Origin of the sequence: Bacillus sp. AFS029533, assembly GCF_002585125.1 — a bacterium.
Lineage (GTDB): Bacteria > Bacillota > Bacilli > Bacillales > Bacillaceae_G > Gottfriedia > Gottfriedia luciferensis_B.
The window spans coordinates 71,929-93,302 of the sequence record NZ_NUQC01000025.1 but is presented as its reverse complement, the minus strand read 5'-3'; the positions used below and the strand labels follow the sequence as shown (position 1 = coordinate 93,302).

Annotated in this window: 22 protein-coding genes; 16 read left to right on the top strand and 6 right to left on the bottom strand. The window is 31.7% G+C overall.

Annotation, left to right across the window (positions count from 1 at the left end; all coding sequences use genetic code 11):
- Window positions 1-441: 441 nt before the first annotated feature.
- Window positions 442-1,665, bottom strand: coding sequence for a two-component system sensor histidine kinase NtrB (locus COE53_RS14925; protein WP_069035510.1), 1,224 nt, complete (start codon window positions 1,663-1,665; stop codon window positions 442-444).
- Window positions 1,666-1,791: 126 nt separating this feature from the next.
- Here COE53_RS14925 and COE53_RS14920 point away from each other — a divergent pair, with 126 nt between their 5' ends.
- Window positions 1,792-2,640, top strand: coding sequence for a DUF72 domain-containing protein (locus tag COE53_RS14920; protein ID WP_098948338.1), 849 nt, complete (start codon window positions 1,792-1,794; stop codon window positions 2,638-2,640).
- Here the strand turns inward: COE53_RS14920 and COE53_RS14915 are convergent.
- Both COE53_RS14915 and deoD read right to left on the bottom strand, forming a co-directional pair.
- On the bottom strand, window positions 2,637-3,050 hold the full coding sequence (locus tag COE53_RS14915; protein ID WP_069035512.1) for a disulfide oxidoreductase: 414 nt from the start codon (window positions 3,048-3,050) through the stop codon (window positions 2,637-2,639). The genes COE53_RS14920 and COE53_RS14915 overlap by 4 nt on opposite strands.
- A 219-nt stretch (window positions 3,051-3,269) precedes the next feature.
- Window positions 3,270-3,977, bottom strand: a complete 708-nt coding sequence (deoD, locus tag COE53_RS14910; RefSeq protein ID WP_069035513.1) for a purine-nucleoside phosphorylase — start codon at window positions 3,975-3,977, stop codon at window positions 3,270-3,272.
- A gap of 296 nt (window positions 3,978-4,273) precedes the next feature.
- Here deoD and COE53_RS14905 point away from each other — a divergent pair, with 296 nt between their 5' ends.
- From COE53_RS14905 to COE53_RS24025, 7 genes are all read left to right on the top strand, one after another.
- Window positions 4,274-5,002 carry a hypothetical protein gene (locus COE53_RS14905; protein WP_098948337.1) on the top strand — a complete coding sequence of 243 codons (729 nt, stop codon included), beginning with the start codon at window positions 4,274-4,276 and terminating at the stop codon, window positions 5,000-5,002.
- A gap of 10 nt (window positions 5,003-5,012) precedes the next feature.
- Window positions 5,013-5,834, top strand: a complete 822-nt coding sequence (locus tag COE53_RS14900) for an HAD family hydrolase (RefSeq protein WP_098948336.1) — start codon at window positions 5,013-5,015, stop codon at window positions 5,832-5,834.
- Between the two features lie 178 nt (window positions 5,835-6,012).
- The gene (locus COE53_RS14895) at window positions 6,013-6,900 is read left to right on the top strand and encodes a ComEC/Rec2 family competence protein (RefSeq protein ID WP_098948335.1); all 888 of its coding nucleotides are present in this window, start codon (window positions 6,013-6,015) and stop codon (window positions 6,898-6,900) included.
- A gap of 206 nt (window positions 6,901-7,106) precedes the next feature.
- Window positions 7,107-8,243, top strand: coding sequence for an N-acetylglucosamine-6-phosphate deacetylase (nagA, locus tag COE53_RS14890; protein ID WP_069035516.1), 1,137 nt, complete (start codon window positions 7,107-7,109; stop codon window positions 8,241-8,243).
- Window positions 8,240-8,950 carry a glucosamine-6-phosphate deaminase gene (gene nagB / locus COE53_RS14885; RefSeq protein WP_069035517.1) on the top strand — a complete coding sequence of 237 codons (711 nt, stop codon included), beginning with the start codon at window positions 8,240-8,242 and terminating at the stop codon, window positions 8,948-8,950. The genes nagA and nagB overlap by 4 nt, the downstream gene beginning before the upstream one ends.
- On the top strand, window positions 8,950-9,687 hold the full coding sequence (locus tag COE53_RS14880) for a GntR family transcriptional regulator (RefSeq protein WP_069035518.1): 738 nt from the start codon (window positions 8,950-8,952) through the stop codon (window positions 9,685-9,687). Before nagB ends, COE53_RS14880 begins: the two co-directional genes overlap by 1 nt.
- Before the next feature lie 66 nt (window positions 9,688-9,753).
- Complete coding sequence (locus COE53_RS24025; RefSeq protein WP_175403538.1) at window positions 9,754-9,909, top strand: hypothetical protein; 156 nt, start codon at window positions 9,754-9,756, stop codon at window positions 9,907-9,909.
- A gap of 71 nt (window positions 9,910-9,980) precedes the next feature.
- On the opposite strand, the gene COE53_RS14875 is transcribed toward COE53_RS24025, so the two are convergent.
- Window positions 9,981-10,763 (bottom strand): Cof-type HAD-IIB family hydrolase, encoded by a 783-nt coding sequence (locus COE53_RS14875; RefSeq protein WP_069035519.1) that lies wholly within the window; start codon window positions 10,761-10,763, stop codon window positions 9,981-9,983.
- A 180-nt stretch (window positions 10,764-10,943) separates the two neighbouring features.
- On the opposite strand from COE53_RS14875, the gene glcT reads away from it, so the two are divergent.
- The 5 genes from glcT to COE53_RS14850 all read left to right on the top strand — a co-directional run bounded on the left by glcT (window position 10,944) and on the right by COE53_RS14850 (window position 16,720).
- On the top strand, window positions 10,944-11,795 hold the full coding sequence (glcT, locus tag COE53_RS14870) for a glucose PTS transporter transcription antiterminator GlcT (RefSeq protein ID WP_069035638.1): 852 nt from the start codon (window positions 10,944-10,946) through the stop codon (window positions 11,793-11,795).
- A 288-nt stretch (window positions 11,796-12,083) separates the two neighbouring features.
- Window positions 12,084-14,135, top strand: a complete 2,052-nt coding sequence (ptsG, locus tag COE53_RS14865) for a glucose-specific PTS transporter subunit IIBC (protein WP_069035520.1) — start codon at window positions 12,084-12,086, stop codon at window positions 14,133-14,135.
- A gap of 142 nt (window positions 14,136-14,277) precedes the next feature.
- On the top strand, window positions 14,278-14,541 hold the full coding sequence (locus tag COE53_RS14860; protein WP_025568635.1) for a phosphocarrier protein HPr: 264 nt from the start codon (window positions 14,278-14,280) through the stop codon (window positions 14,539-14,541).
- Window positions 14,541-16,250: a phosphoenolpyruvate--protein phosphotransferase gene (gene ptsP, locus COE53_RS14855; RefSeq protein WP_069035521.1), complete on the top strand. Its 1,710-nt coding sequence runs from the start codon at window positions 14,541-14,543 to the stop codon at window positions 16,248-16,250. Before COE53_RS14860 ends, ptsP begins: the two co-directional genes overlap by 1 nt.
- Before the next feature lie 170 nt (window positions 16,251-16,420).
- Complete coding sequence (locus tag COE53_RS14850; RefSeq protein ID WP_098948334.1) at window positions 16,421-16,720, top strand: ArsR/SmtB family transcription factor; 300 nt, start codon at window positions 16,421-16,423, stop codon at window positions 16,718-16,720.
- 65 nt (window positions 16,721-16,785) lie between these two features.
- On the opposite strand, the gene COE53_RS14845 is transcribed toward COE53_RS14850, so the two are convergent.
- On the bottom strand, window positions 16,786-17,400 hold the full coding sequence (locus tag COE53_RS14845; RefSeq protein ID WP_098948333.1) for a nitroreductase family protein: 615 nt from the start codon (window positions 17,398-17,400) through the stop codon (window positions 16,786-16,788).
- A gap of 231 nt (window positions 17,401-17,631) precedes the next feature.
- Here COE53_RS14845 and COE53_RS14840 point away from each other — a divergent pair, with 231 nt between their 5' ends.
- Window positions 17,632-18,522: an NAD(P)-dependent oxidoreductase gene (locus COE53_RS14840; RefSeq protein WP_098948339.1), complete on the top strand. Its 891-nt coding sequence runs from the start codon at window positions 17,632-17,634 to the stop codon at window positions 18,520-18,522.
- A gap of 22 nt (window positions 18,523-18,544) precedes the next feature.
- Complete coding sequence (locus tag COE53_RS14835; RefSeq protein ID WP_025568640.1) at window positions 18,545-18,994, top strand: RDD family protein; 450 nt, start codon at window positions 18,545-18,547, stop codon at window positions 18,992-18,994.
- A gap of 43 nt (window positions 18,995-19,037) precedes the next feature.
- Here COE53_RS14835 and COE53_RS14830 read toward each other — a convergent pair whose 3' ends face one another.
- Window positions 19,038-20,198 (bottom strand): aminotransferase A, encoded by a 1,161-nt coding sequence (locus COE53_RS14830; RefSeq protein ID WP_098948332.1) that lies wholly within the window; start codon window positions 20,196-20,198, stop codon window positions 19,038-19,040.
- A 142-nt stretch (window positions 20,199-20,340) separates the two neighbouring features.
- Here COE53_RS14830 and corA point away from each other — a divergent pair, with 142 nt between their 5' ends.
- The gene (corA, locus tag COE53_RS14825) at window positions 20,341-21,285 is read left to right on the top strand and encodes a magnesium/cobalt transporter CorA (RefSeq protein ID WP_069035526.1); all 945 of its coding nucleotides are present in this window, start codon (window positions 20,341-20,343) and stop codon (window positions 21,283-21,285) included.
- Window positions 21,286-21,374: the final 89 nt, after the last annotated feature.

The following is a 21,374-nucleotide window of genomic DNA, read 5'->3' as shown; positions in this document are numbered from 1 at the left end:
TTTCCATTACAGGATGCTCGCTTTCCATGGGGCGGGATTCTTTAGCCTCCTCGGCAAGCCTGCGGGGTCTCAGCCTTCCCGCTAATCCCATAGGAGTCGAGCACCCCTTTAGTTCCAATCAACTTATTCATCAAAAAAAAGTCTAATATAAATTCTAATCAAATAGCCTTTACTTAGAGTAAACTACCAGTTGTTTTATTAAACAGTTAGTAGGTCAATTACTATCGAACATAACTTATTTGAACCTGGTTTTTCTAACAATTAGCCTTAAATATCTTTCCTTCTCAAGAATGAACAATTACAATTATTGGTTGATATTATAAAACTGCTTAAACATATTAGCATTAAAAACCATTAATAGAGCATTTCTCGTTAAATAAATTTTGATTTACCATCCGTTTTACCAATTAATCATTTTATATTTCAACACTCTGAAAAAAATTATTTAATTGGTAATATAATTGTAAAAGTAGTTCCATTATTATCGCTCTTTACGCATATAGTACCGTTATGATTTTGGATTAGTTTTTTAGTTAAAGGTAAACCTAGTCCAGTACCTTCATCTTTAGTTGAGAAGAACGGATCAAATATATATGGTAAATCGGAAGGTGGAATTCCTGATCCATCATCTTTTAATGCGATATAAATAAAATCCTTATCAATATAAGTTGAAATGATAATTGTAAGCAGACCATCTTTTTTTGCATCTAATGCATTATGAAATAAATTTAAAATAACTTGTACAAGTTGGTTTTTATCAAAGAAAATATGTGCTCCTATTAATTCCTCAGATAGGTAGTATTCAATATTAACATTATTTAAAACAGTCTCGCTAAATAATAGTTGTTTTATGTGATTCGATAAAAAATCATTGATATTAATAGGCTCTGGTTTATAGTTGGCATTCTTTGTAATCGATAAAAAGTCAGTAATGATTCCATTTGCTCTATCTAATTCTGGAATCAATAAATCATTAAACAATTGTTTATATTGAGGTGGAGCTTCTTCTTGCAAGAATTGTAAATAACCTCTAACAGTTGTAAGTGGATTGCGGACTTCATGGGCTATACCTGCAGCAATTCTACCTGACATTGCTAGCTTTTCAGAATCCCTTGCCTCGTTTAAATTATGAAATACACCAATTACTCTTGAAATTTCTCCATTGATATCACGAATGATGCGAGTATTGATAATGCCATAGTTAATATTTAAAATTTCCTTATTATAAAATTCTTCACCTGAATAAAGTGTTTGTAGTAAACAAATGTCTTTATCGTCTATTTTTAATAAATTTCTAATATGCCGTCCGATTAATTCGTATTTAGTAATTTTAAAATCAATTGCAACTTGTTGGTTATATAGCGTGATGATCCCATCTTTATCGATAAATACTATGTGATGCGGTAAAGCATCGTAGATGGATTGCAAAGTTCTTCGACTATTAGATAAAAAGTTAGAGAATTTAGTATGTAATGGAATTGTTTCATTATTTGTATTACATAAACTTGTATTTCTAGTTAAATGATTTGAATTGGATAATTCACGAGTTTCATTTGAAAATATAGATCCGGAAGTTATTGAATTTAAAATTGTTTCATACGATTTTACTTTTTCTTCAAGCTCGGTTATTTTATTCTTTAATTCTTGTACTGTCTCGTTAATCATTTACACTATACTCCAATTTCTACTAAAATAAGATTATACTGTAGTCATTATATCAAACTAATTCGTTTATTTTAATGAAAATTAGAAATAATTAATTAGTAATGAAAGAACTAGTGGGAGAGAAGTATGGAAATAAAAATTGGAGTTACTGGGTGGGGCGATCATGATAGTTTATACCCAGATCGGATTCACTCTTCAAAAAAATTGAGACAATATTGTATGCATTTTCCAATTGTTGAAATTGATTCTTCCTATTATAGTATTATGCCACAATCAAACTATCAAAAATGGGTAAATCAAACAACAGCTGACTTTTCATTTATCGTTAAAGCGTATGGTGGAATCACAGGCCATTCAAGGCAAAACTATTCTAAAGAGGAACAAATTTTACTGTTGACGCCATTTTTGGAATCAATCCAGCCTTTAATTGAAGCGAATAAATTAAAAGGTATATTATTTCAGTTTCCACCATGGTTTAATTGTAAAAAAGAAAATGTTGAATTATTAAGAACTTTGAAAAGTAAACTAAAAGGTCTTCCTGCAATTTTAGAATTTCGTAATCAGACATGGTTCTATCCTACGTTTTATGAGCAAACGTTGAAGTTTATGGGGGATGAAGGATGGATTCATTCAATTTGTGATGAGCCACAAGCGGGTAATGGAAGTATACCTATCGTATTACATCCTACGAATCCAAATTTAACTTTAATCCGTTTCCATGGTCGAAATGAATACGGATGGAATCATAATGGACAAGATAATTGGCGTGAAGTACGTTATTTATATCGATATAATGAAGAAGAATTATACGAATGGGTAGAACGAATTGAACAGTTATCAAAAAACACAAAAGAAATTTGTATACTGTTTAATAATAACTCTGGTGGAGATGCAGCGGATAATGCTAAACAATTAATGAAGCTGCTAGGTATTGAATTTGGACCATCCTCAACCGAGCAGCTTGAATTATTTTAATTAGATTTTCGTAAAAGAGTTATGCAGCAAACATTAATAAGTAGGAATGCAACAAATGCCAACATTGGAATTGTAATGAATCCAAACCAATTTAAATAATCGCCAGTACAAGGGACCGGACCACACTGGGTTGCTGTTTCCTTCAGTGCAGGAACTTTTTGAATTAAAATATGATAGATTGAAATACACATACCTATTAATGATAAAGGTAAAACATAAATAACATCTTTTATTTTATTTTTATAAAAAGCGATTCCTAATATAAAAACGATTGGGTACATAAAAATTCGCTGATACCAGCATAATGAACAAGGTGTCCAATGATTAATTACTGAAAATGATAAACTACCTAGTGTTGCAATAATACTTACAATCCAGGTGAAAAATAAAATTGATTGCTGTTTCTTCATTCCTTACCATCCTTAATTTGATTTTCGATATAGCTATTGTACCTTTGAATGGAGGAAAAGTGGTATTAAAACGTCATTTGGTCACTAATTTTTTAGAAATTTAAATTTTAGGTATTAAAGAGCCCGGAAAGAGAATATTCTGGGCTTTTTTTTATTTTGATAAAAAGTATATTTTAAAAGCTAAAAAACCTGAGATCATAATCCCAGGTTTTTTTAAATCTATTGAGCGATTGCTGCATCTAATGCGATGACAATCATGTCATTAAAAGTAGTTTGTCTTTCCTGTGCAGATGTTTCTTCACCAGTGAAGATATGATCACTTACAGTTAAAACAGTAAGTGCATCTACATTATGTTTTGCTGCGATTGTGTATAATGCAGTAGTTTCCATTTCTACAGCAAGAACTCCATAATTAGCTAATTTTTCATACATGTCCATATTATCTCGATAGAAAAGATCTGAAGTTAAAATATTTCCTACTTTAACATTTAACCCTTTATTCACTGCACCATCATACGCTTTCTTTAATAAATCAAAGCTAGCACATGGAGAATAATCGAAACCAGGGAATGTTTGACGATTCATATTTGAATCTGTACAAGTCGTCATCGCAATAATGACATCACGAATTTTTACATCTTTTTGAAGTCCACCACATGTACCAACGCGTATCAAAGTTTTTACACCATAACTATTAATCAGTTCATTTACATAAATACCGATTGAAGGTACTCCCATTCCAGTACCTTGAACGGAAATTTTTTGGCCTTTATATGTACCAGTAAATCCAAGCATTCCACGTACATCATTATAACAAACAACATCCTCTAAAAATGTTTCCGCGATATATTTTGCTCTTAATGGGTCCCCAGGTAATAGAATTTTATCAGCAATTGCACCTTGTTCGGCACCAATATGTATACTCATTTAATGTTCCTCCTTAAAACTATGTGTAAATAGCCCATCCATTATCAGTATGTTAGTTTCTACATTTAAATAAAAAACATTCTTATTTGTATGCTACATAAAGGAAAAAGTAAGATGGACGTAGTACATATTAAATATAGAAATATTCATAGACAAAATTAACCAATACAGATAATTTATGGCGAATTTTAATTATTGCACAGGTGATAAAATAATGAAAGAGTTTACAATTAAATTTCAGCTTTCTTAAAATAACTAAAAATAATTAATTTTAACTAGTTAAGGGAGAATGATCTATGAAATCTCGTTTTATAGCAGCTTTATGTATAGCTATATTAATTATTCTATTAATTAGCAATCGCCTAGTTAATCATAGTATATTATCAAGTGGTAACCAGGTTAGCCAACTAAAAGTTCAAAAGGTAAAATGGAATCTTACGACTAAAAAAAACTCACAAGAAGTAACCGTAACCTCTAGAACTTTGAATGTGTTACAACGTGAAAAAATCAGGATATTTATTACGACAGATCAATTAAAAACTTATAAAGTCATTGAACCAGTATATAATGGAAGTAATCAATTTACATTTAAATATTCCTTTAAGAAAGACACTCCATATTATGTTAGTATATTTTTAAATAACCAAACGCTTGATACAAAAATTTTCCAAAAACAAAAGGACAGAAAAGAAGAAGTTTTTCCGACAGCTATTTTAACGAAAAAGACCGATGATTATAGAGTATCCCTACTATATACTTCAATTCTTCCAAAAACTAAGAGTAAAATTACCTTTGATTTTGATCAATTTAGTAAACGTTCTAAATTTACAGATCAGCAATTTTATATTATGAATGAAGAAGGAACATATTTTAAGTTAATTCGTAATTCTAATAATCATTCAAAAGTAAACTATGAACTTGATTTACCTGAAGCAGGTATGTATAAAATATTTTATGAATTTAAATTAAATGACGAGCAAAAATCATTTGATTTTATTTTAGACGTAAAAGACAAAGACAGCTAAGGAGTAGGAAATGCATAATTTATTAATGAATTCAAAAGTATTAGTTTTTGATTTAGATGGTACTTTGTATGATGGTACTGAGCACTACGATTACTATGCGAAATTATTAACTAATGAAATAAGTTCAGAAAAGCGTGATTCTTTTTTAAAGGATTATAAAAAAATAAAAGATTATGACCATGCATTAACAATTGGAAAAATTTATGACTCAGAAAATGATTTAATCATATCGTTAGATCCAATTACATTAAAGCCAATACAAGTATTTACTTGGGAAGGGCAGCTACTTTCTAAAGACGAACTTCCAGAGAATTATCTTGAAAAGATTAATTATGAATTACCATATATCCCAGTAGGTGATGGTTGGTGGATTCCTTTAGTAGCAAGTTATCACTACGGTGCAAGAGACGTATATCACTGTTATGATAAAACAAAAGAGTATATGGCAACAAAAGAGTTTAATATTCCATATATAAGAGGATTAAAAGAGGCTTTAGAAAAAGTTAAGGATTCAAAAAAATTAGTATTGTTAACGAACTCTGATCGAGAAGATGTAACTAGATTATTGAAGTTACTTAATTTAAATGATTTATTTCATCTAGAAATTACGGATGGTAAGAAGCCATTAGAAACAGAAAACCATTTTAAAAATATCATGAATAAGTTCAATGTTATGCCACATGAAATTGTATCAATCGGTGATAATTTCATTAATGAAATTTCACCTGCTTTAAAATTAGGTATGCACGGAGTTTATATTACAAATCAAACGACTATACAAGTTAGTGACTCCTTATTAGTAGTAAAAAAGCTAGAGGAAGTATTTGAGTAACTAAAAAAACTGTAAGCGAAAAATTGCTTACAGTTTTTTGTTTGCATTGGACTGAATTTTAACACTGATTTGAATCACAATTTCAATTTGAAGTATACTCAATATCCAACTTATTTTTATATGCATCATACATACTTTTGAAATGGCTATGAGAAAATATTGTTAGGAGGAAGTGTGAATGAACAAAAATCGAAAACGATACTCTCTCATATTTTCTATCTTTATTTTTTTTACTGCTTTTTTTAGTAATAACTTAAATAGTGAAGCAAGAACAACAAATTACGGCTATATTACTCACCCGTTATTAATTTATTTTTTTGATGTAGGTCAAGGAGATAGCATGGTTATGATTTTACCCAATGGTAAGACTGTACTGATCGATGGAGGAGATGTTGAACATGGAGGAGTCGTTATAAAAAAACTGAGACGACTACATATAAATGCGATAGATCTATTAGTCAGTACGCATCCAGATATCGATCATATTGGTGGGTTATTAAAAGTAATGAATAAAGTTAAGATAACAAAAATATTGGATAGTGGAAAAAAATATAATTCACATTCTTATTATTTATATAAGAAAGAAGCGTACCAGAAGAATATTCCAATTAGTATCGCAAGGTTAAATGAAAAAGTAATGCTTGACCCTAATGTAGATATTACGGTTTTAAATAGCGGGAAAAAAACGTATACAAATAATAACAGTTCAATTGTATTGAAGGTTAAATATAATGACATTTCAATTTTATTAACTGGTGATATTGAAAGACAAACTGAAAAAAGATTAATTAAAAATGAGAATATCAATGCTCAAGTACTAAAAATTCCGCATCATGGATCATCAACATCAACTTCAGAAGCGTTTTTATTTGCTGTAAATCCTACAGTCGCAATCCTTTCATATGATAAATTTAACTTATTTGGTCATCCACATCGGTCAGTAATGAAGAGGTTAAATCACCTAGGAATTAAACAATATACAACGGACCAATACGGAGATATCGAATTATCAACAAATGGTCATAGTTTATATATAGAAAAAGAAGAAGTATTGGTAGATCCTTGAAGGACAGGAACCAATACTTCTTTATTTGTGACGTTTTTGTTAATTGTTCATAAGTAGTATAGACAACTAGGAGTATATATCATAAAATAGTTATGAAGAAATCAAGGTACTTATATAAATGAATGTGAAAGATGATTAAGTAAACACTACTTTCTATATTAGGGGTATTGGCGAAGACTTCTTAAGCAAAGGAAAGAGGAGAGTAAATGAAATCAATTATTAATGTAAAAATTTATACAGGTACAGAAGTAATTGAAGATGGTTATATTCGATACGATGAAAAAATTTCTTCTGTTGGTCATATGAATGGTTATGAAAATGCAAGTGAAGAAATAATTGATGGAAAAGGAACAGTTATTATTCCTGGAATGATTGATGTCCATATTCATGGAGCATATGATGTCGATGCAATGGATGCTGATCCAAACTCAATGGTAACGATGAGTAAAGAAATGATGAAGGAAGGGGTAACAACATTCTTCCCGACTACAATGACACAATCTAAAGAAAATATTAAAAATGCTTTAAAGTCTTTAAACGAGGCTAAAAAACTTGGTGCTCACTTTGAATATATTCATTTAGAAGGACCGTTTGTTAATAAAAATAAAGCTGGAGCACAGCCTTTAGAATACATTATTAATCCCGACGTTGAACTATTCAAAGAATGGCAAGAAGCTTCTGGTGGATTAATCAAATTAGTTACTTATGCACCTGAGGTTGAAGGTGCAAAAGAGTTAGAAAAAGAGCTAGAACGCACAAACGTAGTTGGCACAGTAGGTCACTCTGATGCAATCCGTTCAGATTTTGAAGGTAGAAATATATTCCACGCGACACATTTATACAACCAAATGAGGCCAATGCATCATCGTGAAGCAGGAACAGTTGGACATGTATTACTTGATGACCGAGTAATGGTAGAAATGATACCTGATGGAATTCATATTCATCCTGATATGGTAAAACTTGCTTATCGCCTAAAAGGTGCTAAAAAAATAAGTGTAATTACTGATGCGATGAGAGCAAAAGGGTTAGAAGACGGCAAATATGAATTAGGTGGACAACCTGTTTTTGTGAAAAATAAAAGTGCAAGATTAGAAGACGGAACGCTAGCGGGTAGTATTTTGAAAATGGATGATGCATTCAGAAATATTATGGCATTTACTGGCTGTAGTCCTGAAGAAGCAGTACAAATGACATCAATAAACCAAGCTGAAGAGTTTGGTCTTAAGCATAAGGGTGTATTAGAACCAGGTAAAGACGCTGATTTTGTGCAAATGACTCCGGATTTCTTCGTTATTGATACAACTAGACAAGGTAAAAATATGAATGAGGTGACTTTATGAACGTAATCGTAGTAAAAAATGCAGAAGAAATTTCAAAAGTAGCATATGAAAAAATGGTAAAGGCATTTGAAGGAAAAGCGGAATTCACATTAGGATTAGCTACAGGTGGATCTCCACTAGGTATTTATGAACTTTTCCGTATTCATAAACCAGAAGTGTCAAACGTCATTACTGTAAATCTGGACGAATATGTTGGACTTGCTGAAGATGATCAAACAAGCTACCACACTTACATGGCAGAACAACTTTTTAACCATTTAAATTTTAAAGAAAACCATTTACCAAATGGAAATACAAAAAATTTAGAAGAAGCTTGTAAAAATTATGAGGAATTACTACAAAAGCATCCTGTAGATTTACAACTTTTAGGAATTGGTGAGAATGGTCATATTGCATTTAATGAGCCTGGTACACCATTCGATACACCTACTCATATTGTAGAGCTTACTGAATCAACTCGTAACGCAAATAAAATTTATTTTGAGAACGAAGAAGATGTCCCAACACATGCAGTAACGATGGGAATTGGTTCTATTATGAGAGCGAAAGAAATTATTTTAGTAGCTTCAGGCATCAAAAAGGCTGAAGCAGTTAAGGAAATGTTAAATGGAAAATTAGATATTAACTGTCCTGCTACTGCACTCCAAAACCACAACAATGTTACGATTGTTGTTGATGAAGAAGCATACTCACTTTGTAATAAATAATGTTAAAACTAGATAAAAATTCACCGTTACCGATTTATTTTCAAATACAAGAGATTTTAAAGCTTAAAATTAACTCAGGAGAATGGAAGCCTGGTGAGCGAATTCCCTCTGAGCAAACATTGAGTGAGATGTTAAATGTAAGCAGGATGACAATAAGACAAGCATTAAATAATCTTGTAAAGGAATCATTAATAAGTCGGAAACGTGGAATTGGGACGTTTGTATCGGTAAAAGATGGGATTGAAGTTGAGGAATCACTAAAATCATTAAGGAGTTTTTCTGAGGATATAACATCCATAGGATTGACCCCTACAAATAAACTACTTGGCTTTTCTACGATTGAAGCTGATGAATATTTGTCCGAAGTGTTATCAATTGAAAGTGGTTCTGAAATTTTTAAAATTGAGAGATGTCGTTTAGCAAATGATCATCCAATTGCAATCGAAACAACATACCTGCCAAAAAAATTAGTAAATCGAATTGATGAAAAAGTATTGAATCATTCCTTATATGAATATTTTGAAGTTACATTAGGTTATTCTATTAAAAAAGCCACAAAATGGATTAAAGCATCTTTAATGACAGAAAAAGATTCATTAATTCTTGAGGTAGCGGAGGATTCTCCTGCATTAGAATTACACCAAGTAACGTTTATTAATGAGGGTATCCCACTTGAATATGTAAGCTGTATTTACCGAGCTGATCGCTATCGTTTTACTATTGATATAGACCGTTAAAAAGAGTGCTTTTTTAAGCACTCTTTTTTAATTGTTAGATGCCAAGTCAGCGGGTGTGCAAATAAAATGGCTGCTGAAACTGCAATTAAATGTGTGGAAGTGCAAATAAAAAAGCCGAAACTGCAATTAAAATATGTAAATCTGCAAATAAAAATGTCAAATCTGCAATTAAATTCAGGGAAACTGCAAATAAAGGGTACCATTCAAGAAGAGATAGTATGAAGAAATCAAAAAAACTACCATAAATTATATTTCAATAAGAAAAAGGGTGCTCCTAGTAGCACCCTTTCCTTTTACTTAATTTGTAAAACAATTTTAACTGCTTCGGCTACTGAAGGAACGATATACGAAGCATATTTCTTAACTTCATCGTCAGCATTTTCCATCGCAAAGCTATTAGGAGTTAGTTCAAACATTGAGATATCATTGTATGCATCACCTATACAAGCAATTTCATCAGGTTTAATTCCTAATTTTTCGATTAGTATTTGAATTGCTGAACCTTTACTTACGTTTACTGGAACGATATCTAAACAATTTTTAGCAGAAATAAAAGAAGTGACAAATTCAGGCAGTTCTTTTTGTAATTCTTTTTGTAGCTCAAGTAAGTCTTCATCTTCACCTAACACTACATATTTTTTTGGAGTAATCGATTTACCTAAATCGTTTTTTAGTGTTTTTAATTCAACTGCATTCATGCTAGAGTTCTTTTCAATTTCTCTAACTAAATCCGTTTTCTCTTCGATATAGTATGTTGAATTATCAGCTACATAGATTAAAAATTTATCGTGTGAAATCATTTCGTAAACTTTATCGATTATACTTGGATGGAATGTTGCATCTAACAATGCTTCGCCATCATTTGAATAAATATAAGTTCCATTCATACTAATACGGTGAAAATTACCTTCCAAGCTTTCCATAATTTTTACGATTTCATAATCTAAACGTCCTGAAGCAAAACATAATAAAACACCACGATCTAAAAGGGTTTTTAATGCTTCTACATCATGTTCGAATAGTTGACCTTGGTGAAACATCGTCCCATCCAGGTCACTAACAAATAACTTAATCATTTTTCTTAACACCTACTCAATTTATATTTATACTTTTATATTCTATCCTACTATAATAGATTATCAAAAAAATATGATTATTTTATGAAACTTAAACTGCGTTTTAACTTTTTCAGAAAAATTATGTTATGATATAAAAGCGATTTTTTAAACTTGGGGGTGATAAAAAAAATGTCAGAGATGTCAGTATGTTATACAATCAAAAAGGTTCTTAATAATAATGTTTTAATAGCGAAAAATCCCGATCATACCGAAGTAGTTTTGCTAGGTAAAGGAATCGGTTTTAATAAAACTAGAGGAGATTTAATTTCCGAAGGTGTAGTAGAAAAAATGTTTATCTTAAAAGATGAACAAAAACAAAAACAATATAAATCATTAATCAACTTTATGGATGAAAAATTAATGGGTACACTGCAGCAGGCGATTTATTTAATTTCTGAAAGAACAGGATGTACTTTAAATGAGCAAATTCATATTGGGTTAACAGACCACTTAATATTTGCGATCAAACGTATTAGAGAAGGCTATAATGTTGATAATCCTTTCTTACAAGAAACGAAAGCAATGTATCCAGAGTATTTTAAAATTGCACAAGAAGTGATTGATTTGATAAATAAAGAAATAGATATAAATTTACCGATCGAAGAAGTAGGGTTTGTAACGCTTCATATCGTTAGTAATTTATCGATGGAAGTAGTATCGGATGTAAATAAGTTCTCTCAGATTATTAAAGATTTAGTAATCTATATAGAAGAATATTTAAAAATTGAAATTGATAAAGAAAGTATTCATTATTCAAGGTTAGTTCGTCATTTGCGATTTTTAATTGACCGTATATTTCATGGTAATTCATCTGAAGAGTCACCAGCTTTGGGTATAATATTAAAAAAAGAATACCCAGTATGCTATGATTTAGCATGGAAAATTTTAAAGTCAATCCAAGCTTCATTAAATAAACAAGCAAGTGAAGCCGAAGTAATATACTTAACATTACACTTAGAACGACTTGTTCAGAGTAAAATTAATAAATAATACAATAAGCCTAAAGAGCAATTTAGCGCTTTTATAAAATAGTTAATAAAGATTAAAAAAAATAGGTAATTTGGCTTGAAATTTTTAAAATCTATAGATATAATGAAAGCGAAATCATAAAAAAAACATAATTGAATATTGTACACATTAAACGTGTTACTGATTCGATCAGGCATGAGTTGAAAAAATGTGAATTATTATACTTGGGTAGGGGAAACTATATCCAGGATTCAATAATCTCATTTTTTCTGCTCATGCCTTTTTTGTTTGGATAAAAGGAGGAAGACAATGTTTAAGAAAATCTTTGGAGTTTTACAAAAAGTTGGTAAAGCGCTTATGCTTCCAGTTGCAATTTTACCAGCTGCTGGATTGTTACTTGCATTCGGTAATGCATTTCAAAATCCACAAACATTAAAGTACTTACCATTTCTTGACGCGCACTGGTTCCAACTAGTAGCAAAAGTTATGGAACAATCAGGTGACATCATTTTTGGTAATCTGTCATTATTATTTGCAGTAGGTGTTGCCGTTGGTTTAGCAGGAGGAGAAGGTGTTGCAGGTTTAGCAGCAATCGTTGGATTCCTGATTATGAATAAAACAATGAGTGTGTTCAGGGATATTGGACATTTTGTCGTTTTAGATAAAGCTTTAAATATTGCCAAATTTGATGATCCATCCTATGCGTTTGTATTAGGTATTCCTACACTTCAAACAGGTGTATTTGGTGGGATTATCGTTGGTTTAGTAGCTGCTTGGGCTTATAACAAATACTTTGAAATTGATTTACCTTCTTACTTAGGTTTCTTCGCAGGTAAACGATTTGTTCCAATTGCTACAGCAGCATTCTCAGTAGTACTTGGAATTTTAATGTGTTTCATTTGGCCACCAATTCAACATGGCTTAAACGCATTCTCGCATAATATGATCGATGCGAATTTAACGTTATCGGCATTCGTTTTTGGTGTTATTGAACGTTCTTTAATACCATTTGGTTTACATCATATTTTCTATGCACCATTCTGGTTTGAGTTTGGTTCATATACTGATAAAACAGGTATGGTTGTTCACGGAGATCAAAAAATCTTCTTCGCACAATTAAAAGACGGAGTAAAATTAACAGCTGGTACATTCATGGTAGGTAAATTCCCATTCATGATGTTTGGTTTACCGGCTGCAGCTTTGGCTATGTATCACGAAGCGAAACCAGAAAACAAAAAAATCGCTGGTGGTATTCTAGCATCAGCTGCATTAACTTCTTTCTTAACAGGTATTACAGAACCAATTGAGTTCTCATTCTTATTTGTTGCACCAGTATTATTCGGAATTCATGCAATCTTTGCTGGTTTATCATTTATGGTAATGCAATTATTAAATGTTAAAATTGGTATGACTTTCTCAGGTGGTCTAATTGACTACTTATTATTCGGTGTTCTACCGAATAGAACTGGCTGGTGGTGGGTAATCATCGTCGGTTTAGTATTAGCAGTTATTTACTACTTCGGTTTCCGATTTGCAATTAGAAAATGGGATTTAAAAACGCCAGGTCGTGAGGATGCAATCGCTGAAGATACTACAAGTAATACTCCAGCTAATGAATTACCTTATGAAATTTTACAAGCATTAGGTGGGAAAAGTAATATTTCTTCATTAGATGCATGTATCACACGTTTACGAGTACAAGTAAATGCAAAAGATGAAGTAAATAAAGATCGTTTAAAAGCACTAGGTGCCGCTGGAGTTCTTGAAGTTGGAAATAATATTCAAGCAATTTTTGGACCTAAATCAGATACATTAAAATCACAAATTAAAGACATTATGACTGGAAAAACTCCAGTTGTTAGTCAAGAAGCACATAAAGAAACAGCTTCAGCGGTAGATACTACTATTGAAGAATCGATTATTAATCCAATTGAAGGGGAAATAATCCCAATTACAGAAGTACCAGATCAGGTATTTTCTGGAAAAATGATGGGCGATGGATTTGCGATTATTCCTTCAGAAGGTACAGTTGTATCTCCAGTAGATGGCGAAATCGTAAATGTATTCCCAACAAAACATGCGATTGGTATTTTATCAAATGGTGGAAAAGAAATTTTAATCCATATTGGTATTGATACTGTAAAACTAAATGGTGAAGGCTTTGAAGTACTGGTATCACAAGGTGAGAAAGTAACAAAAGGTCAACAATTAGTTAAAATTGATTTACACTTTATTCGTGAAAATGCACCTTCTACAATTACACCTGTTGTATTTACAAACTTAGCTGAAGGACAACAAGTTGTTATTGAAAAACCAGGTAAGCAATCAAAAGGTGAAGTAGGCATCATTAAGATTAAATAAATCTAATTAAATAGACGAAAAATGTTTGATTTTAAAAGGGGTAGTATAGTTGACACTATGCACCCCTTTTAATAGAATATTTATAGTAGGCCAAACGTCTATACCAAAAATGTAGATTTAATCACAAAGGAGATAAATTATTATGGAAAAAACTTTTAAAGTAACAGCTGATTCTGGAATCCACGCTCGTCCAGCAACATTATTAGTAAATGTAGCAGGTAAATTTAATTCTGATATCAATCTTGAGTATAATGGTAAAACAGTTAACTTAAAATCAATCATGGGTGTAATGTCTTTAGGAATTCAACAAGGAACTGAGATCAAAATTAGCGCTAATGGTGAAGATGCAGAACAAGCGATTGCTGCAATCGATGATACAATGAAAAAAGAAGGTTTAGGCGAATAATGTCTTTACATATTAAAGGTATTGCAGCTTCTAGTGGAATTGCAATTGCAAAAGCATTTCGCTTAGAAAATCCTGAATTAAACATTGTTAAAAAACAAATTTCAGATATTGATGCTGAAATTGCTAAACTTGACAATGCAATTCAAGTTTCTAACACTGAATTAGAAAAAATTCGTGATCACGCGAATGCTGAACTTGGTGAAGATAAAGCTGCAATCTTTTCTGCACACATCTTAGTTTTAAATGATCCAGAGCTAGTTAACCCAGTTAAAGATAAAATTAAGTCTGAAAGTATCAATGCTGATTTTGCTATGAATGAAGTTGCTTCAATGTTCGTTCAAATGTTTGAAAGCATGGATAATGAATATATGAAGGAACGTGCTGCAGATATCCGCGATGTTACGAAACGTGTAATGGCGCATCTTTTAGGCGTTACGATTTCTAACCCTGCAAATATTACTGAAGAAGTAATTATTATTGCAGAAGATTTAACACCATCTGATACAGCTCAATTAAACCGTAAATATGCTTTAGGTTTTACAACTGATATTGGTGGTCGTACATCTCACTCAGCTATTATGGCTCGTTCTCTTGAAATTCCTGCTGTTGTAGGGACAAAAGAAGTAACAAGTAAAATCGAAAATGGCGTAATGGTCATTGTTGATGGATTAGATGGTCATGTAATAGTAGATCCTTCAAACGAAGAATTAGAAGAGTATAAAGCTAAAAAAGAAAAATTCGAGCTACAAAAAGTTGAATGGGCAAAACTGAAAAATGAGCCAACTGTAACGAAAGATGGACATCATGTTGAGTTAGTAGCTAACATTGGTACACCGAATGATGTAGAGGGCGTTATCAATAATGGTGGTGAAGGTGTTGGTCTTTACCGTACTGAGTTCCTATATATGGGACGTGATAACTTCCCATCAGAAGAAGAGCAGTTTGAATCATACAAATCAGTTCTTGAAAGTATGGGTGATAAACCGGTAGTAGTAAGAACACTAGATATCGGTGGAGATAAAGAATTATCTTATTTACACTTACCAAAAGAAATGAACCCATTCTTAGGCTACAGAGCGATTCGTTTATGTTTAGATCAGAAGGATATATTCCGTACACAATTACGTGCATTACTTCGTGCTAGTGTGTATGGCAATTTAAAAATTATGTTCCCGATGATTGCAACATTAGATGAGTTCAGAGCAGCAAAGGCTGTTTTATTAGAAGAAAAAGAACAGTTAGTAAAAGAAAATGTTCAAGTCTCAGACAATATCGAAATTGGTATGATGGTAGAAATCCCTGCTTCTGCTGTTCTAGCAGATGTATTCGCTAAGGAAGTTGATTTCTTTAGTATCGGGACAAACGATTTAATCCAATATACAATGGCTGCGGATCGAATGAATGAACAGGTTTCATATTTATATCAACCATATAACCCATCTATTTTAAGATTAGTTAAAATGGTAATCGATGCTGCAAACAAAGAAGGCAAATGGGCTGGAATGTGTGGAGAGATGGCTGGAGATGCATTAGCTATTCCTTTACTTGTTGGATTAGGCTTACATGAATTCTCTATGAGTGCTACTTCAATCCTACCTGCTCGTAGTCAAATGGCTAAACTTTCTAAAGCTGAAATGGAGATATTAGCTGAAAAAGCTTTATCTATGTCTACTGCTGAAGAAGTTGTTAACTTAGTAAATAGCATCTAAAATAAAACAACAGGGAAACCTGTTGTTTTATTTTTAATATATCAAGTCAGGATAATGACCAACCGGATTGAAAAATTCCTACTGTTGACAAATTCGCTTCTTTAATTTAGTGTGTGTTTAAATTATTAAACGAATAAGATTATTTTTGCATAATAAAAGTAGGTGGAGATTTGAGTAAAGAAGCAATTGAAGTATTTAGAGAATGTATTCCCTTGTTCCAAGCGTTAAGCGATCCTTATAGACAGGATATCATTTTAATGTTATCAGAAGGTGAAGCGCTAACTGTTAATGAAATTACGGAAAAAACTTCATTATCTAGACCGGCTATATCACATCATTTAAAAATATTACGTGATAATCAATTAGTACTAATTGAGCAAAAAGGCACACATAGATATTATTCATTAGCAATTGATTCTTCTCTAGAATTACTTAAGAAATTAATCATTACTGTTGAGCACCATTGTTAATGAATCGTAATGACATAAAAGGGACTCCGACTTTTGTCAGAATCCCTTTTACTTTTCATTTATGATTAAATCCAAATAGACATTTCTTTTGCAGAAAAACGCGTAGTATGATGTCCAGGTACTTTTTCTTTACCAATGGCAATCAACATTGTTGGAATATAGCGATCACCAGTTAAGAAAGTTTCTTTAAACGCTTGTTCGTTAAATCCACCGATTGCACAAGTGTTCCAACCTTTTGCAGAAGCAGCCATTATTAATTGCATACCAGCAAGAGAAGAGTTCAAGATCCCTTGTTCACGATTACGTTGTTCTGTTGCATAAGCATTTTCAACGTTTGCTTTTAATTTGTCTTTTGCTTCTTGAGTCATAAAACCAGCTTCCACTGCAGGTCCGAAAACTAAGTCAACATTTTTTGCTGATTGTGTATCGGCTAATACAGCAATTACACATGAAGCATCTTTAACTTGACCTTGGTTATATGCAACAGGTAATAATTTACCTTGCGCGTTTTCACCATGGAATACAACGAATTTCCAATGTTGTAAATTCCAAGCAGATGGTGCAGTCATTGCAGCATCAAGAAGTTCAGTAATTTCGCTGCTACTGATTTCAGTAGAAGAATCGAATACTCGAGTAGAGTTTCGTTCTTTAATCATTTCAAAAAATTGTTCATTTTTCATATGAAAATACCTCCAAAAATTAGGTGCATTAGATACATTTTTATGTACTTTTTAAATATAGATAGTTCCATTATTAGAGTCAACAAATTAGTGTTGAAATAACCTAAATTTAATTTGAAATAAGGTTTAGTTTGCTTATTTTTTTATAAGAATAGCTCAGGCTTTTTTATTAATATTTTTTATGTTAGTTTATTTATGGATATTAAAAGAGGAGTGTGTAATATGGAAGCAATTAATTTAAAAGATTTACAAGTTGGATTTATCGGTATTGGCGTTATGGGTAAAAGTATGGCAAAGCATTTAATCAATGCAGGTGCAAAATTACATATTTATAACCGTACAAAAGAAAAAGCAAATGAATTAATTGATTTAGGTGCAACTTGGTATGATACACCTAAAGAATTAGCACCAAATTGTCAGGTTATTTGTACGATGGTCGGCTATCCAAGTGACTTAGAGGAAGTATATTTTGGCGACAATGGGATCATCCAATCAGCTGCAAAAGGGACAACATTTATCGATTTTACAACTTCGACACCAACTTTAGCTAAAAAAATTGATGAGCTAACAAAATCAGTAGGTATGTCTTCATTAGATGCACCTGTGTCAGGTGGAGATTTAGGAGCAAGAGAAGCTAGATTAGCCATTATGGTTGGTGGAGAAGAAGAAACTTTTCATAAAATGTCCGCATTATTTGATGTTTTAGGAAAAAATATTGCATATCATGGAAATGCTGGTAGTGGACAACATGTAAAAATGTGTAATCAGATTGCAATAGCTTCAGGTATGTTAGGAGTTTGTGAGGCGCTTGCATATGCGAAAGCAGCAGGTTTAGACGGTGAAAAAGTATTAGGAAGTATTTCTACGGGTGCAGCGGGTAGTTGGTCATTATCTAATTTAGCACCTCGTGTTTTAAGAGGCGATTTCGAGCCGGGATTCTATATTAAACATTTTATAAAAGATATGGGAATCGCAATTGAAGAAGCTGAAAAGATGGAATTAAATCTACCAGGACTTTTCCTTGCAAAAAAATGCTACGATGAACTGTCTAAAAATGGTTTAGATGAAAAAGGAACGCAAGCACTTTATACTTTATACGATCCGTCTCACCACATTCAATAATTTAATGAATAGAGGTTAACAAGTGCAAAATTTTCAACTTGCAAAGTTTTATCAACGATTAAGTGCGTTTTTATTCGATACGTTTATCGTTTCAGTAGCTTATGGGATCATTATTGCTATTATTACGATGAATCCTGAGAAGATATTAAGTCGTTTTAATTCTACATCAGGAAATTCAACGGTCGATTTAATCGTTATTTCAATTATTATGATCATATTATTTGTAGTTGTTCCACAATTTAATAAAGGGATGACATTTGGTCAAAGATTTTTAGCTATTAAAATGATAAAAGATAACTATGAAGAAACGACAATGATACTATTTTTCATACGTTTTATCTTTATAGCAGGAATATCAGTTCTATTTTTAGGTGTACCATTAATAGTTAATGTCTATTTAATGTTATTTAGAAAAGACCATAAAACAATTCAGGACTTGTTATTTAAAACAAGAGTAATACAAGCTAGATAAAAAAGCAGGGGAGGATCAAATAATCCACCCCTGCTTTTTTATTTTAATTTCTAAGACTAGTAACAAACTCTTCTAATCGGTCACATGCAATTTCTAGTTCTTTCATTGAATAAGCATATGATAATCGAATAAATGAATCTCCATATTCAGAAAAAGCTTCTCCTGGAATAACCGCTAGATTATGTTTTTCTACTAGATTTAGTGCGAACTCCATGGAAGGCATATTGAATTCTTTAATTGATGGGAATAAATAAAATGCACCTTCTGGCTTAATACAAGGTAGGCCCATCTTTTCTAATCGATCAATCATATAATTACGTCTTATTTTATATTCCTTTGCCATTTCAATTGGAGAATCAATGCAATCAGTTAATGCTGTAATTGCTGCATATTGAGATATTGATGTAGCGCATGATACGTTATACTGATGCACTTTTAAGATTTCCTGAGCTAAATAAGCAGGCGCATAGATAAAACCAATTCTCCAACCAGTCATCGAATGTGATTTGCTAAGACCGTTTATGACAATTGTCTTTTCTCTCATACCAGGGTAACTAGCAATTGAAGTATGAGTCGTATCATATGTCAGCTCACTATATATTTCATCTGATAAAATGAATACGTCTTTCTGAGATAAGTAGTTAGCTAAATTCTCAAGTTCCTCTTTCGTTAATGTGACGCCTGTTGGGTTATTTGGATAAGGTAAAACAATACAACGTGTTTTTTCAGTGATCTGTTCTTCCAATAATTCAGGTGTAATTTTAAAACCACTATTAGATGTATCGACAAAAACTGGTTTTGCACCACATGTTTGAATAATTGGTGCATAGCCAGGATAGATTGGTGCAGGAAGAATAACCTCACAGTCATCATTAAGGATCGTCCTGAATGTAACATCGAGTGCTTGACTAGCTCCTACTGTAACGATTATTTCATTCGATGGATCATATGATAAAGAATATTTTTTCTTTAAAAAATTAGAAGCAGCATTTCTAAGTGCAGGCAGTCCTGCATTAGGAGTATAGACTGTTTGATTTTGATTAATTGCATGAATAGCAGCTTCTTTAATAGGTGCTGGAGTTGGAAAATCAGGTTGACCCAATGTTAATGCAATGACATTGTCATATTTTTCGATTTTTTGGGCAAATTTTCTAATACCGGAGATTTGAATTTCTTTTACACTTTCGTTTATATATTTGTTCATTTTAAATCCCTCTACTTATTATTTTTATATTAAAATTAAACTTTTTAATCGAACTATTCAATGAAATTTTCTTCATTTTACCATATAATAAAAAAAGTATTTAGTAGTGAAATAATTTGATTGCCTAAAGAAGGTGAGTAACTTGTTACAAGTAATAGGAATAACAAAAAATAAAGTAATCGATCGTAATATTACAATAGCAGATGCAAAATCAAATAATTACTTATGGTATTGGGTAGACATTGATGAACCGACTGAAGATGAGATTCAACTTTTATCAACCGAATTTAATTTTCATCCTTTAGCGATTGAAGATTGTTTGGAATATGTACAACGACCTAAACTTGACTACTATGAAGGATATCATTTTTTAATTTTGCACGAATTAAATAAAAAAGACTTAGAGGAGACGGAACTAGATATTTTTGTAAGTGATCATTATGTTGTCACATTTCATATCCATAAAAGTCCGACCGTACAACAAGTTTTAGAGAATATAATGTCAGACCGTCGAGCTTCGAAGAGTCCACTTCATTTAACGCATCGAATTATTGATGAGCTTGTTGATAGTTATTTTCCACTAATTTATCGTTTAGAGGATGAACTATCAGACTTAGAAATTGATCCATTAAAGAAACAAGTAAATAATGCTGTAGAAAGATTATATGATATTAAATCTGATTTATCGAAATTAAGAAGGACGATTTTACCAACTCGTGATTTATTATATCGAATTCTTAATTCAAATCGATTTAAAGATATATCTGAACATCGAATTTATTTTGAAGATATACACGATCATTTAATGAAGCTTTCGGATATGATTGAGACGAATCGAGATTTAGCTTCCGATATTCGAGAAAGCTATTTTTCATTAAGCTCAGAAAAAATGAATAATATTATGAAAACACTAACAATAATATCATCTTTCTTTTTACCACTAACGTTTATCGTAGGTTTATATGGAATGAATTTCCACTATATGCCGGAATTAACATGGAAATATGGATACTTATTTATCTTAATTTTAATGGGATTTGTTACGATCCTAATGTACATATTTTTTAAAAGAAAAGGTTGGTTTTAAGTCGTTAAGCACTTAAGCTTGACGACTTTTCTTATATTTTAGAATACTTTGTAATAATGTGACGTTCTATGTAGAAATGTTTTTTTTGA